The 15313-nt window shown below is 59.8% G+C and carries 12 protein-coding genes; 9 read left to right on the top strand and 3 right to left on the bottom strand.

Annotated elements, in window-relative coordinates:
• Positions 1 to 137: 137 nt before the first annotated feature.
• Positions 138 to 3803, top strand: a complete 3666-nt coding sequence (locus NMP98_RS14980) for an LAGLIDADG family homing endonuclease (protein ID WP_254858670.1) — start codon at positions 138 to 140, stop codon at positions 3801 to 3803.
• A gap of 942 nt (positions 3804 to 4745) precedes the next feature.
• On the opposite strand, the gene NMP98_RS14985 is transcribed toward NMP98_RS14980, so the two are convergent.
• The gene (locus tag NMP98_RS14985; protein ID WP_254858671.1) at positions 4746 to 5408 is read right to left on the bottom strand and encodes a DUF998 domain-containing protein; all 663 of its coding nucleotides are present in this window, start codon (positions 5406 to 5408) and stop codon (positions 4746 to 4748) included.
• 242 nt (positions 5409 to 5650) lie between these two features.
• Here NMP98_RS14985 and NMP98_RS14990 point away from each other — a divergent pair, with 242 nt between their 5' ends.
• The 3 genes from NMP98_RS14990 (at position 5651) to NMP98_RS15000 (ending at position 8258) form a co-directional block, all read left to right on the top strand.
• A complete protein-coding gene (locus NMP98_RS14990; protein ID WP_254858672.1) occupies positions 5651 to 5887 on the top strand; it encodes a hypothetical protein in 237 nt (78 codons plus the stop codon).
• A gap of 35 nt (positions 5888 to 5922) precedes the next feature.
• Positions 5923 to 6303: a DUF3267 domain-containing protein gene (locus tag NMP98_RS14995; protein ID WP_254858673.1), complete on the top strand. Its 381-nt coding sequence runs from the start codon at positions 5923 to 5925 to the stop codon at positions 6301 to 6303.
• Between the two features lie 1238 nt (positions 6304 to 7541).
• Complete coding sequence (locus tag NMP98_RS15000) at positions 7542 to 8258, top strand: site-specific integrase (protein WP_254858674.1); 717 nt, start codon at positions 7542 to 7544, stop codon at positions 8256 to 8258.
• A gap of 65 nt (positions 8259 to 8323) precedes the next feature.
• Here NMP98_RS15000 and NMP98_RS15005 read toward each other — a convergent pair whose 3' ends face one another.
• Positions 8324 to 9172, bottom strand: a complete 849-nt coding sequence (locus NMP98_RS15005) for a universal stress protein (RefSeq protein WP_254858675.1) — start codon at positions 9170 to 9172, stop codon at positions 8324 to 8326.
• 126 nt (positions 9173 to 9298) lie between these two features.
• Between NMP98_RS15005 and NMP98_RS15010 the strand changes: the two genes are divergently transcribed.
• Both NMP98_RS15010 and NMP98_RS15015 read left to right on the top strand, forming a co-directional pair.
• Entirely contained in the window at positions 9299 to 10186 is an 888-nt protein-coding gene (locus NMP98_RS15010) for a universal stress protein (protein ID WP_254858676.1), read from the top strand.
• Between the two features lie 63 nt (positions 10187 to 10249).
• A complete protein-coding gene (locus NMP98_RS15015; protein WP_254858677.1) occupies positions 10250 to 11728 on the top strand; it encodes an AMP phosphorylase in 1479 nt (492 codons plus the stop codon).
• A 42-nt stretch (positions 11729 to 11770) separates the two neighbouring features.
• On the opposite strand, the gene NMP98_RS15020 is transcribed toward NMP98_RS15015, so the two are convergent.
• A complete protein-coding gene (locus tag NMP98_RS15020; RefSeq protein WP_254858678.1) occupies positions 11771 to 12199 on the bottom strand; it encodes an HIT family protein in 429 nt (142 codons plus the stop codon).
• Positions 12200 to 12330: 131 nt separating this feature from the next.
• Between NMP98_RS15020 and NMP98_RS15025 the strand changes: the two genes are divergently transcribed.
• The 3 genes from NMP98_RS15025 to NMP98_RS15035 are packed head-to-tail and all read left to right on the top strand — an operon-like array spanning position 12331 to position 15312.
• Positions 12331 to 13587 carry a substrate-binding domain-containing protein gene (locus tag NMP98_RS15025; RefSeq protein ID WP_254858679.1) on the top strand — a complete coding sequence of 419 codons (1257 nt, stop codon included), beginning with the start codon at positions 12331 to 12333 and terminating at the stop codon, positions 13585 to 13587.
• Positions 13587 to 14438: an ABC transporter ATP-binding protein gene (locus tag NMP98_RS15030; RefSeq protein WP_254858680.1), complete on the top strand. Its 852-nt coding sequence runs from the start codon at positions 13587 to 13589 to the stop codon at positions 14436 to 14438. Before NMP98_RS15025 ends, NMP98_RS15030 begins: the two co-directional genes overlap by 1 nt.
• Positions 14439 to 14463: 25 nt before the next feature.
• On the top strand, positions 14464 to 15312 hold the full coding sequence (locus tag NMP98_RS15035; RefSeq protein WP_254858681.1) for an ABC transporter ATP-binding protein: 849 nt from the start codon (positions 14464 to 14466) through the stop codon (positions 15310 to 15312).
• The last annotated feature ends 1 nt before the right edge of the window (position 15313 follow it).

Genomic DNA, 15313 nt, shown 5'->3' on the forward strand with positions numbered 1-15313 from the left:
CACACCCAAAACAACAAATAAATTTAGAGTTCTGCCGGCAAGTCACTGTCTTTTATAAACTGGCGACGAGCGACAGTCTACTTTCACCCCGGTTGGCAAAGTTCTTATTCGGTGCCGCGCCAAGACGTGATACCCTCATGGCGCGCGCGGAGAACACCGAAGTCATCGACAAGTTCGAGCAGTTCTACCGCGACTACTATCGCAACGAAATCGGTGAACTCGCCCAGAAGTACCCGAACGAACAGCGCTCGCTGTACGTCGACTGGGACGATCTCTATCGTTTCGACCCCGACCTCGCCGACGACTTTATCGCCCAACCCGAACAGATGCGCGACTACGCCGAGGAGGCCCTCCGACTGTACGACCTTCCGGTCGACGTGAAACTGGGACAGGCCCACGTTCGAATCCAGAACCTCCAGAAGACGACGGGCATCCGTGAAATCCGCGCGCGCCATCGCGGACAGTTGGTCGCCGTCTCCGGCATCATCCGGAAGGCGACCGACGTACGCCCGAAAGTGACCGAGGCCGCCTTCGAGTGTCAACGCTGTGGCACGCTTACCCGCATCCCCCAGACCTCCGGGGAGTTCTACGAACCCCACGAGTGTCAGGGCTGTGAGCGGCAGGGTCCCTTCGAAATCAACTTCGATCAATCGGAGTTCGTCGACGCCCAGAAACTCCGCGTTCAGGAGTCCCCCGAGGGATTGCGCGGCGGGGAGACGCCCCAGAGCATCGACGTGAACATCGAAGACGACATCACCGGGAAGGTGACTCCCGGCGACCACGTTCGGGTCATCGGTATCATCCACCTCGACCAACAGGAGCAAAACCAGAGCAAGACGCCCATCTTCGACGTGTACATGAGCGGCATCTCCGTCGAAATCGAGGACGAGGAGTTCGAGGAGATGGACATCACCGACGAGGACAAGAAGGAAATCTACGCGCTCTCCGAACAGCAGGACATCGAACAGCAGTTCATCGATTCGATGGCACCTTCCATCCACGGCTACGAACAGGAGAAACTCGCCATCATCCTGCAGTTGTTCGCCGGCGTCACGAAGAACCTCCCCAACGACTCCCGAGTGCGTGGGGACATCCACATCCTGCTGATGGGCGACCCCGGGACCGGGAAATCCCAACTGATTCAGTACGTCAAGAACATCGCCCCGCGGGCGGTGTCGACTTCCGGGAAGAGCAGCTCTGCGGCCGGGTTGTGTGTCACCGGCGATACGATGATTCACACCGACAGCGGATTCCAACCGATTCGCGACCTCGTTACTGGGGAGCTTCCCGAACCGGTTCGCGATGAGACGGCCGCCCCGAAGGCCGTCGGCGTACAGTCGTTCGACCGGAAAGCTGGCGAGATGACAGAAGCCACCACCTCACACGCGTGGCGAATGCCGGAGAAGCCGTGCCGTCGAATCGAGACGAGCGACGGGAAGGAACTCGAAGCCTCGGTGAACACGCCCGTGTTGACGTGCGGTTCCGACGGCATTGAGTGGCGGGAGATATCGGAAATCGAGGCCGGCGATTACGTCGCCATACCCCGACACGGGGACCTCGACCGTTCGCCGGTGCCCGTTCGGGAGTTCTTGGAACTGTCGACGGAGAAAATCCAGCTATCGGACGAATCGGTTGCGTTCCTCCGTGAGGCGCTTCAGGCGGAGTTCGGGACACTCAGAGACGCGGCGGCGGAACTGGACCTCTCGGAGGATTTCATCTACCTCCACCTCAAGAATCGCCACGTCCCACTGGAGAAACTGGACCGGATGCTTGGGGCTATCGGAGCGACCCGCGACGACGTTCAGTTCGAGCGGTTGATGCTCAGACACGGCGACAGCATCACGCTCCCCGAAACGTTCGACGAGGATCTCATGTACCTATCGGGTCTCGTATTCGGTGACGGCGATATCTCGCTGGACCGACGCGGGGGGAACCGAGGACAGGTTCGCATCTCCAACGGCGACGAGACGGTGCTTGAACGGGCGGCCGACATCTTCGAAGCCAAATTCGACAAGCGACCGGACATAGAGCATCAGGACGACAGAGTTCCGTCCATTCGGTTCAACAGCGCGACCGTCGCGCGGTTGTTCTCGAATGCGGGAATGGAGACGCCGAAAGCGGACCTCGCGTTGGCTCCGGAACTGACTGCCGCAGAGCACGCTGACGCGTTCCTTCGGGGTCTGATGGACGCCGATGGTTCCGTCTCGGCACGCGACAACGGCGGGTCGAGCGTTTTGCTCTCGACGATTAGTGAGGACCTCGCCCGACAGGTCCAGTTGCTGCTCGAAACGTACGGCGTTCGGGCGTCGGTTCGCGAACGGGACCGGCGAGGGACTTACGAACTCGCCGATGGGCGGACCATCGAGTCGAAACACGTCCAGTACTTCGTCGAGATGTACGGGGCCGATATCGACCGGTATGCCGAGGCTATCGGCTTCGAAGTCCCCGAGAAGCAGGAGGCCCTCGAAGGAATAGTCGCCGAGAACCGACAGCAACGCGAGATGCTCCCCGTCGGCTCGGCGCTTGCGACTGTCGATGGGTCGGCCGGCGAATACTACCAGAACGTCAACCGGGGGGACAACCCCGGACGAGCACGAGCACGTACGATGCTCGAAGACATCGACCTCGGGTCGGCGGAACCGAACGTGCGTGAAGCCGTCGAGGCGGACCTCCGCTGGGACGAAGTCGTTGCCGCCGTCGACACCGGCGAAAAAGAAGTGTTCGACCTGACGGTTCCGGAGACGCACAACTTCGTCGGAAACGGCATCGTGACCCACAACACCGCTGCAGCTGTTAGAGACGACTTCGCCGACGGCCAGCAGTGGACACTCGAGGCCGGCGCCCTCGTCTTGGCCGACCGCGGCGTCGCTGCCGTCGACGAACTCGACAAGATGGACTCCTCGGACCGCTCGGCGCTCCACGAGGGCCTCGAACAACAGCAAATCAGCGTCAACAAGGCCGGCATCAACGCGACGCTGAAGAGCCGATGTTCGCTTCTGGCGGCGGCGAACCCGAAGTACGGCCGCTTCGACCAACACGAAAAGTACAGCCAGCAAATCGACCTCGAACCGGCGCTGCTGTCGCGGTTCGACATCATGTTCATCATCACGGACGTGCCGGACCAAGAGAAGGACAAGGAACTGGCCGAACACATTGTCCAGACGAACTACGCCGGCGAGGTGTACACCCACCAACAGCAGAACCCCACTTCGAACTTCTCGGAGGACGAAGTCGAGAAAGCCACCGAGGACGTCCAGTCGGCCATCGACCCCGAGTTGATGCGGAAGTACATCGCCTTCGCCAAGCGGAACGTGTTCCCGACGATGACCGAGGAAGCCAAGACGGTCATCGAGGACTTCTACGTCGACCTCCGCTCGAAGGGGCTCGACGAGGGCTCGGCAGTTCCGGTGACGGCACGGAAACTGGAGGCGCTGGTTCGGCTCTCGGAGGCCAGCGCCCGGATGCGATTGGGCGACCACGTCGAGAAACGCGACGCCGAGAAGGCCGTCGACATCGTCATGTCCTCGCTGAAAGACGTCGGCGTCGACCCCGAGACCGGCGAGTTCGACGCCGACATCGTCGAGACGGGCACCTCCAAGAGCCAACGCGACCGCATCAAGAACATCAAGGCTCTCATCAGCGAAATCCAAGAGGAGTACGAAGAGGGCGCCCCCATTGAGGAGGTACTCGACCGCGCCGAAGAGATGGGCACCGAGCGATCGACGGCCGAACACGAAATCGAGAAACTCCGACAGAAGGGCGAGGTGTACGAACCGCAGGGTGGACACCTGCGGTCGGTGTGAATGGACCGGATCGCACGCTGTTGAATCGATTGTAGCGGTCCATTGAGCGTATTTCGTACAGTGTTACAGATTAGGATTTGTTGGATAGACACGCTGTACAACCGGTGTACGCGGGTGTACACTCATTAAGCAGTCCGCAGTGTGAATGCCGTGAGGAGGTGCGAGGGGTGAATTCCAAACCAAGCAGATACGACAGGGAACTGGGGAGACTGAAGCCAGCGAAATACATCAAAGAGGGCCTAACAAGACAATATACCCCAAAGAGCTGAAACGCGGGCGACTAGAATATCCGTATCTCAGAATTGAAAATCAGCCGATACACCCCCATACTTTCGGGGGTGTACGCGGGTTTCAGCGATACGAGGGGTGGCGCATTCCGAACGTCCACCTGGCGTATCCCTTCGGGTGAGCGATGGCCGTACAGCGTTCGATATCGCCGACTGATATGGGTGTTCAACCTGAAGCAGGGGTTTCTCGGGTACTACGACAGGTCGCCTCTCCTCTACGGGTCCCGACAACCAGTCAACCAACCGGGGCACAGCACCACAAAACAGTCCACACTGCGGGCATTCGAATGAGTGTACACTCTCGATAAGAGTGAGTACACCGGGTGTACAGGCTGATTCACGACTTCTAAGGGTGTACGACACGCGAAGCAGAACGATATCGTCTCGATGTATTATTGAACGGGAAAATGGTGAACCCTCAGTACTCGATGTGAATAGCGTGCTGCATACAGCGGATAAGTTCAGTACGGCGGCTTCGTTTGTTTCAGATTGAAGACGACGAACCAGCCGTTAGGTAGATATGCTTAATGACTGCCCGTTTATCTGTCAGATACTAAGAATGTTGAAAACAATCTACTGTATACAGGGCGCATATCCTTCACTACTTTTTGTGGGAACTTAGTTTGAAACCCGGTGGAGTATCAGTCCACGCTAGCTACTCCCTAATATCTCTCGTCGTATCCTCAGATTTCGCTAAGAGGTAGCCACCAAACGCGAGCAGCCAGAGGATGAGCGGGTAGACGACCCACCGCTCGATTCCGCCGCCCCCGAGGAATTCAAGCGGATGGGGGCCACCGACAACCAATCCGAAGAAGAAAACACTGACGAGAGTAAGAAACGAGACTCCGCCATAGAATCCACAAAGGAAGGAAAACGGTCGAGAAACAACTCGGGTGGAGAGCAGGACCGTGATCCCGCCCGTGAAAAACGTGAGGAGCGCGAATAGTCCATGCCACGGCGTCACGTTCCCCGGAAACACACCGACGCCAAACGCGCCGAATCCAAAGACGGCTAGTGTAATCGGGAACCCGCGACGATCCATTACCCGGTAAAGGAGGTACGCCGAGAGGATTACGATCGCTCCTGTCAGGAGCATCGTAGAATTGAAAATTGTCGCCGAGGGTTCGTGTATCACTGGATTCGGTGGGCGTGTTGACCCCAGGTCGCTGATATCCTGTCGGGTCGAATAGTTCGGATAGAGGACCTCAGCTGTCATGATCCCCATGAAGCCAATGAAGCCCGACATGGTGAGACCGAACCCCGCTATTGACCGTTTTGAGAGCCCGAGTCGGGACTGGAGAGAGTCAGTTTGGGTCATCTCCTGATTGTTCGTGCGAAAAGAAGAAATAACTATCTGCTTGACAGATTGTGTTTCTGCTACATACGCTCCTCTATCCAGCAGCACTCCAAGCGCATCAACGCGATATGGTAATGGCTACAGCGGTAGGTGGCCTGTCTTCGCCGAACAGCAGTGTCGCACGAGAATATGTCCGAAGAATAGGGTCTCGATGGCTCCACACGCATAAAAAGTAATTATCGATTCGCTGGAAAGTGTCATAGATGGCTGACAAAGGACCGATTGCGTCGGCTGAAGCGAAGGCCGAGGGCGTTTCCCCCCCACCGACTCCAGAGGAATACAGCGACCCTTACCAGTTCGAGTACCCCAAACTGCTCCTTGTCGTGGCTGGAATTGCACTGACGGTCGTCTTCACTGTCGTCTATGGGATAATTTTGGTTCAGATACAGGGCCCGAATGTTTACCCGTCGTATTCGAGACCGGCGCAGAGGGCGAAATAACAGTTTTGTTGCAACTCAGTCAGGTAGCGATTCCGATGGTGTTCGCGTTTCTGACCGTCGCTGTCTTCCACGAACTACTCCACGGATTGGTCTTCCAGCGATACGGCTACGACGTGAACTACGGCGTCTACTGGCGGTTTGGGGCGGTATATGCAGCGGTTTTTCACCAGTTTCACTCCCGCGAGCATAACCTTCGGGTCGGCATCGCACCGTTAGCGATTATTACCGTTATTTTTCTACCCTTGCTTGCGGTGCCTCACCCAGTCGTTGCCGCGGTGGCGTTTTTTGTTCTCGTGTTGAATACCGCCGGCTCGGTTGGGGACATTTACGCTCTCTGGCGGTTCTATCGGATGCCGCAGGGCACGGTCTTTTACGATATCAACATGGACAATATGTACGTGTTTGAACCGAAATGAAGACCCAATTCAGCTGATTGTCTCCGATATCTTTGTGTTGACGTTGCTCGCTTTGCCCACTGTATTCAGCAGTCTGTTTCTAATAGTTTCAGAGATATTCTGCTTAACGTGATGCATCTTTGGCCTTCAATGTCCAATCGACTGATCTTGACAGATGACGCTCAGCTCGCGAGTCTCTACCTGTAAAATATTATCCGATTGCTAATATCTGCAATAAACTAAATATCTCAAAACCTGATTGGATGGAAACCGGCGTTCAGTACAGCGATACCTCACCAGTGCGAACCCGGTGATTTTTATCAGCCGCGACGGGTGGCGGCTGCCAGCAGTCGCCGGAAAGTTAATGACGAGAACAAAATCACCGAACCCGAAGCGTCGAATGGGCGTGTACAAGCGATTTGACTCCGTTCCTACAAAGCACCGTCTTGACCGATACGATGTGGAATATGAAGGTCGAGACGTCTGGGCGGAGTTCGAACGAACGCGCAACGATGAATTTGACTCTCAGGCATACCGGAACACGCTGAAAAAGACCGAACGGACGTGGAAGGCACACATGTCAAGTCGTGGCCGGCATCACGCGCTCGCGAGACCGCGAGATGTTGAGACGTGGTGCGCGGATCTCGCTACTGACCGGAAACTGGAGACCGTGTACAAGGAGTACTGGATTCGGCTCGAAGAGTTTTATTCGTGGCTTCAGACCCACATTGACCATCCACATGTGTATCAACCCGTCCTCATGGCTGCCGCGAGTCATGAGATAGCGCGCGCTGTTTGGTGGGCGAAAATGGACCATAACAAAGCAGCTCTAGACGGGGTGAACGATGACTAATCAGGCTGACCGCAGCCGAGAAATACTGGCCGACGCGTTCGACCGAGAGACGGACCCGCTCAAACGATATGAGCCGACATTCTCGCAAATCGATGTTGATCCCTTTGAGATGTTTTACTCCGAGATTTTAGAAGCGAATAACAACGCAGAGGGAACGAAGACTGCCTATCGGCGGCTATTCGAGCAATGGCGAAACCATATGCAAAGCGAAGGGAGACATCCAGCGTGCCCCAACGAACAGCATGTTCGGTTATTCGCAGAACACTGTCTAGAGCATCGAAATAATCAACCGGATACTGTTCGGACGAAGCTCCGTCGACTGTCTGGTGTTTTCGAGTACTGGCAATCCGACACCGTGTTTCCTCACCCACAGGATTTCAACCCATTTGAGCAGGTTACTTCCAAGATGGACCTGCGACGACCAGCACAGAAAGAGCCACCGCGTATTCCAGTCCCCACCCTCCGAGAAATACTCGAAGCAGTTACACACATTCGAGACTGGTTAGTTATCGGCTCACAGTTGAAACTCGGGCTCCGGGCCTCGGAGTTGTGTAATCTCCAACTCCAAGACATCAATCTGGATCATGACGAACTCAACCGATTCTATCCGGACTTGGGGACACATCCCGAAGTCTCGGACCGACCAAACGCAGTTTACGTTGCTACGCGTGAGGAACGGGACAAAAACAAATCGCGAAATCCACGTGTACTCCCTCTTGATGAAGAACTTCAGTCGGCCGTCACACGCTACTTGCTAACTCGACCTGATTCTGGTGCTCCCTGGGTAATCCTTTCACACACGACTCACAGCCAGGTTTCGCAAGAGTATGTAAATTCTACGTGGAGAGACGTATTCCGCCCCGAATACGATGAAACAGCGGAGCATCGAGCTGTGACAAGTCACTTCGGCCGACATCGGTTCACGACGTACTGGCGTGTCGAACAGGATCTGAACAGAGAACTCGTGAAATACATGCGCGGCGATACACCACAAGACGCCTCGAACGGTGGTCGAGACGCTATCGATGAATACCTTCACACGTACTACGAGGATATCGAGTCAATCTATCGGGAGCGGATATTCTCACTCGGTTTGAACGATCCGACTACTCCCGGATATTGAGCGAAGGAACAGCTTATCCGTCCGCCAACGTTCTGGAATCACCGCCGTAGAAAACAGCCGTTCGTTCACCGCCCGCCGACCGGCGGGACGAGCAAGACGTTACAGTTCGCTCGGGCGGTCACGGATTCGGATGTGCTCCCCAACAGCAGCCGTCGGATGCGGCTTCGGCCCCGAGAGCCCATGAGAACGGTCGTTGGCTGGACTTCCGCTTCGGCGGCGAGGATTTCCTCGACGGCTTCGCCTTCGCGAACCATCGTCGTCACCTCGATGCCCTTCTCACGCAGTCGCTCGGCCAGTGCTTCGAGTTTCTCTTCGGCGTCTTCGACGCCCGGAGAGCCGCTTCGGCGCTCTGGTGGGCGGACGTGTAGCAGCGTCGCCTCTTGGGTCGGGGTGTCGAGGTACCGGAACTGCTCGAAGGCGTGTTCGGCGTTCTCCGAGAAGTCCGTCGCATAGAGCACGCGCTGGAAGAGGTGCTCGTTGACGACTTCGTGGTGGTCGTCTTCCTCGGCGATGCGCTGGACCAAAAGCGGCCGGCTTGCCGTCCGGGCGACGTTGCGGGTCGTCCCGCCGATGAAGCGCTCTCGGAGGGGACTCTTTCCGCGAGAGCCGACGATAATCAGGTCGGCCTTGATTTTGTCGGCCAACCCGTTGATGCGTCGGTGTGGCGTCCCGCGGACGACGTTGGTTTCGACGTCGAATCCCTCCTCTTCGAGCAGTCGGCGCTGCCGTTCGAGGGCGGCTTTTGTCTGCTCGCCGATGTCGCTTCCCGGCATGCCCGTCGTCACGTTCGGACTGGTGACGTTGAGGAGGTGGACTTCGGTTATCCCGTAGCGGCCCAAACACTCGAGGCAGATTCGGGAACTCATCGCCGTCTCGATGGAATCGGAGAGGTCGGTTGCGTATACGGCTCGCATAGTAGGTGGTTAGGACGGTAGCGATATAATATTGTCCCATGTTCCCAATATTCTGGACAAGCCGAACACCGACGACTATCAGGGGCGGCCCCCTCTGTTTTGGTCCCCGGCCACGATAGCCGACGTATGTACGACCAAATCCTCTTTCCGACCGACGGAAGCGACGGGGAGAATCGCGCGCTCGACCACGTTCTCGACATCGCGTCGTCACACGGGTCGACGGTACACATCCTCAACGTAGCGGACACGACGCGGGATAGCCTCACGCGAATTCAGGGCGAGGTCGTCGACGTGCTCGAACGAGAAGGGGAGGACCTCCTCGAAGAGGTGGCTGAACGCGCCCAAGAGCGCGGTGTCGAGACAGTGTCGACCGTCGTTCAGGGTGAACCGTATCGCACCATCGTCGAATACGCCGACGAGTACGACATCGACCTCATCGTCATGCCGACGCACGGTCGCAGCGGCCTCCAGCGGTTGCTACTCGGGAGCACAACCGAACGCGTCGTCAGGCGTGCCGAGGTTCCCGTGCTCACGATTCGACCCGATGCCGCGGCCGAACCCCACTACCCGTATCGAGACGTGTTGGTTTCCACCGACGGCAGCGAGGGGGCGACCGAAGCGCTCTCGGTTGCGGCCGACGTGGCGACCGAGGCCGAGGCCGCCCTGTACGTCCTGTCGGCCATCACCTACCAGTCACTCGGTATCGACGTCCGAAGCGACATTCAGACCGCAATGCTGGAGGAAAGCGCCGAGGACATCGTCGAGGAGGCGACGGCACTCGCGGAACGCGCGGGCGTCGAGGAGGTACACGGCGCCGTCGAGTACGGGTCGTCGGTCCACAAGGCCATCCTCTCGTTTCTCGAAGAACGGGAGGTCGACCTCGTCGTTGTCGGCACCCACGGCCGGACCGGTTTCGACCGATATCTCCTCGGAAGCGTCGCCGAGGCGCTGGTCCGAACGTCGCCAGTGCCCGTGTTGACGGTTCGCCCACCAGCGGCCGAAGACGACGAGTGAGCGCCGGCGTCGGCGCCCTCCGGCGAGGCTGACCTTCTTTGTCGTCGGCGACGTTGCCGAAGCATGGAACTGGAGACGGAGCCGTTCGACCTCGATACGTCGACGCCGACGGTCGTCATTCACCGCGAGGACGCCGAGGCGCTGGGCGTCCACGCGATGGAGCGTGTCGAGTTATCCGACGACACGGGAACCACGGTCGGCGTCGTGAAGGTGACCACCGACCTGATAGAACCCGGAACTATCGGCATGACGCGACCGCTGATGCATCTTGAGGGGTCGGTCGACGTTCGCCTGTCGCCCACTCCGCAGTCGACGCGGTACGTCCGGCGAAAACTCGAAGATATCGAACTCGACCACACCGAAATCCGGAGTATCGTTCAGGACATCTACCATGACCGCCTGACCGACATCGAGTTGACGGCCTACGTCTGTGGCCTCCAGGCCAACGGCCTCTCGCTCGAGGAGACGACCTCACTGACCGAGTGCATGGCGGACGTGGGCAGTCGAATCACGTGGGATGACGCGGTCATCGCGGACAAACACTGCATCGGCGGCGTTCCCGGCAACCGGACGACGCCCATCGTCGTTGCCATCGTCGCGGCTGCCGGCGTGAAGATTCCGAAGACCTCCTCGCGGGCGATTACCTCGCCGGCAGGGACGGCCGACACGATGGAGGTGTTCTGTAACGTCGAGTTGGGCCAGTCGGAAATCGAGGCCGTCGTTCGGAAAGTCAACGGCTGTATCGCGTGGGGTGGTGCGGTCGACCTCTCGCCGGTCGACGACCGCATCATCGAAGTCGAGACGCCGCTGTCGCTGGACCCCGAGGGGCAGGTCATCGCATCGGTGCTCTCGAAGAAACGCAGCGCCGGCTCGACCCACGTCGTCGTCGACATCCCCTACGGCGAGAGCGCGAAGGTGGCGAGTCTCGCGGAGGCCCGTCGACTCTCCCGTGGGTTCAAACGGGTCGGCGAACACCTCGACGTTCGCGTCGAGTGTGCCATCACGCGGGGCGACGGTCCCATCGGCCGGGGCATCGGCCCTGCCCTTGAGGCCCGCGACGTGCTCGCGGTTCTCGAAGGCGACGGCCCCTCCGACCTCCGCTCGAAGAGCGTCGAGTTGGCGTCGATACTGCTGGAGCGCTGTGGAGTCGACGCCGACGCCGAGGCGTTGCTCGAATCCGGTCGCGCCCTCGAAACGTTCCGCGACATCATCGAGGCACAGGGAGGCGACCGGGGCGTGACTCGCGAGGACATCGAAATCGGGTCGCTGACCGAGACCATCGTCGCCGAACGGGACGGCGTCGTGACGAACGCCGACAACGGTGTGTTGGCCGAACTCGGCCGCCGGGCCGGGGCGCCGAAGGACAAGGCTGCGGGCGTGGTGTTGCACGTCGCCACCGGCGAGGCGGTCGACCTGGGGGACCCGCTGTTGACGATTCACGCCGAATCGGCGGCGAAACGCGACGATGCGGCGGCGCTGGAGGCTCGCGCTGACGTCTTTCGGATTCGCCGCCCCGAGGAGATGGTCATCGACCGGGTGTGACGTTGGCAACCCGAGCCGTCGAAAGACCGGTCGGTTGTCGGCCTACTCCGCGCTGTCGCCGATGTCGGCGGCGATGGCGTCTAACTCCTCGTCGGAGAGTTCCGGCAGGGTCCGGACGATGGAGTGGACGGCGCCGCCGCCGTCGCCGTCGAAGCGGGGAACGAGGTGGCCGTGGACGTGGGGGACCTCCTGTCCGGCGGCGTCGCCGTCGTTCATTCCCACCGTGACGCCGTCGGCGTCGACGGCCGCCTCGACGGCGGAGGTGAGCCGTCCGAGCGTCTCGAAGACGGCGTCCCTGTCGGCCGCCGGCAAATCGGAGACGCGCTCGTGGTGGTTCTTGGGGATGACGAGCGTGTGGCCGCGAGCGAGCGGGTTGGCGTCGAGAAACGCCAGCACGTCGTCGTCTTCGTAGACGGTTCGCGCCGGGATTTCGCCATCGATGATGCGACAGAACACACAGTCGTCGGTCATATCACCGTTTTCTCCGAGGAGCGCCATCAATCTTGGCTCCAGGAGTTTTAGTACTTTTATACGGGCATATTAGGGTGTTTATAGGGGTAAAGAATAAACCGCATTCCTACGAACGGTTGTTTCGTAGCGCCATGGGACACGATTACAACACGCACAATCGGCGGACGTTCATGAAGGCGACGGCTGGCACGATGGCGGTCGGCGCCTTTGCCGGTTGTCTCGGCGGCAACGGTAACGGCAACGGAAACGGCGGCGGTGAGGACAGCATCACCGTCCCGGGTCTGTACGACGAAAGCGGCGGAACCTCCGACGTAGGACGGCCGACCGCGATCGGGTCGCGGGACGCCATCGCGTACTTCAACGAGAACGACCTCATTCCGCAGGAAATCAACCACCCGAACAACGACTACGCCTACGAGGTGCCGCAGGCCCAGCAGTACTACGACGAGTACACCTCGGGATCGGAACCACCGATGATTATCGGCTGGGGGACTGCCGACACCGAGGCGCTGTCGGGAACGGTTGCCGAAGACGAAATCGTCTACGTCTCGGCGTCGTACTCGGCGAACCTCCTGACCGAGGAAGCCCCCTACAACTTCTTCGGCAACCTCGACTACACGAGTCAAGCACGGGCCCATCTCAAGTGGATTGCCGACAACGACGCGGAGGCGACCGTCGCCTTCATCTTCTCGAACAACCCGTTCGGCAAGGCCCCCGTCGAGGGCGGCAAGCAGTACGCCGAGGAACTCGGATTGAACGTCGCCTCGGACATCAACCTCCCGCTGGACGCCAACTCCGCGACGACGCAACTGCGGCAGGCGCGGGACGCCGACGTGGACTACCTCATCCACCAGAACACGGCCGCGCCGATGCAGGTGTTGCTCTCCGACAGGGAAGACATCTACCCCGACGTGACCGTCTGTGGACTGACCTACACCGTCGACGAACCACGCATCCAGGAGTCCCCGGAGAACTTCGAGGGCGTCCGCTACGTCAGTGCCTTCCGGACCTTCCAGGGGGCACTCGATTCGGGCGGCGACGGCACGTCCATGATCGAGGAGAACTTCGAACGCGAGGGGCGGGACATGGACGACCCGTCGGTCGCGAACCTCAACTACGTCCGCGGCTGCATCCACGGTCTGCTCGTGTTGAAGGGCCTGCAGAACGCCATCGACGCCGACCGCGACCCCACGAGCGGGTCGGACGTCCGCCAGTCGATGTTCGACATCGAGGACGACACCATGTGGGACCTCGCCGAGCCGTTCACCTACGCGGAGGACGACCGTCGGCCGACGATGACCGGCCGTCTGTTCGAGGTTTCCGACGGTTCCTTCGAGTTCGACACGACGGTCGAACTGCCACGGCGTGACGACTGGATTGGACTCTGATGACCGCAAGCGAACGCGAGGCGGTTTCGGCGGACGCCAGCGCCGAGGACGAGGAGACGCCGGTCGTCGAACTCGACAACGTCGAAATCGTCTACGACCGCCACTTCCTGGCGGTACAGGGCGTCTCGATGGCCGCCGAGGAGGGCGACATCGTCGCGCTGTTGGGACCGAACGGCGCCGGGAAGTCGACCATCCTCAAGATGATAAGCGGTATCGGCCGCACCGAGCGTGGCGAAGTCTCACGTGGGCGCGTGTTCTACGACGGCGAGGACGTGACCAACAACGGGGCCAACGAGATGGTCGACCGCGGGGTTACCCACATCCTCGAAGGCCGTCGGGTCTTCGAGGACCTCACCGTCGAGGAGAACCTCCGCTGTGGGTTGTACCGCGGGGGCCGACGCTTCCGGTTCGAGGAGGACGACTACGAAATCGCCTTCGAGTACTTCCCGCAACTGGAGGAAATCCTCGATTTGAAAGCCGGGTACGCCAGCGGCGGCCAACAGCAGATGCTCGTCATCGCGCGGGCGCTCATCCACCGGCCGCGACTGCTGCTGTTGGACGAACCCTCGTTGGGACTGGCGCCGAAACTCGTCGAGGACATCTTCGAGACGCTCGTCGAAATCAACCGACAGGAAGACATCACGATGATTATTGCCGACCAGAACGCCCAGCGAACGCTCGACATCGCCGACTACGGCTACGTGATGGAGAACGGCCAAATCGAGCTGAACGACCCGGCCGACGTGTTGTTGAACCGCGAGGAAATCAAGGAGTTCTACCTCGGCACCTCCGGTGAAGGCTCCCGGTACACCGACATCCGTCACTACAAGATACGCAAGAGGTGGACCTGATGTCTCGGATTTGGAGGTGGACACGGTGAGCGTCGACGACGCTAATGTGGGGTCCGATGCCGATGCCGCCGCGGCGTCGCTCCGAGAGGGCCCGGCGATACCCCCTGAGGAGGCGGTCATCGGCTGTCGGGACGTGACCAAGACGTTCGGCACCGTCACCGCAGTCGACGACGTGAGTATCGGCATCGAACCCGGCGAGTGGGTGTCGATTGTTGGTCCCAACGGGGCCGGCAAGACGACGCTTCTGAACATCCTCAACGGGTTCTACACGCCCGACCCGGGCGGAACGGTGTACCTCTCCGGGGAGGACGTGACCGGCACGCCCGAACACTACCGCGCCCGACACGGATTGGGACGGACCTTCCAGGGACTGGAACTGTTCGAAGACGAGGACGTCATCGAGAACGTGATGACGGTTCGGGCGGTCAAGAACCGACCGAACCTGCTGTCGGCGATGCTGTTCTACGGCGCCGGCCGGAAGTCCGAAGCCGAGAACATGCGCCGTGTCGAGGAGATACTCGACTACCTCGAGTTGTGGGAACACCGCCACTCGAAAATCGCGACGCTGCCGCTCGGCGTCCGCCGTCGCGTCGATTTGGCGCGGTCGCTGGCGCTGGAACCCGATGTCCTCCTGTTGGACGAGGCGATGAGCGGCCTCACCTTCGACGAGAAGTACGACATGATTCGGTTCCTGACCGACCTCCACGAACAGGAGGACCTCGCACTCGTCATGATAGAACACGACCTCGAAGTCGTTACCTCCGTCTCCGACCGGATGATTGTGATGCAGAAAGGGGGCGTCATCGCGCGAGGCCCACCCGAGGTCGTCACCGAGGACCCCGAAGTCGCCCGCGTGTACACGGGGGTGGACTGAG

This window comes from Natronomonas gomsonensis (assembly GCF_024300825.1).
In the GTDB taxonomy this organism is placed as follows: Archaea; Halobacteriota; Halobacteria; order Halobacteriales; family Haloarculaceae; genus Natronomonas; species Natronomonas gomsonensis.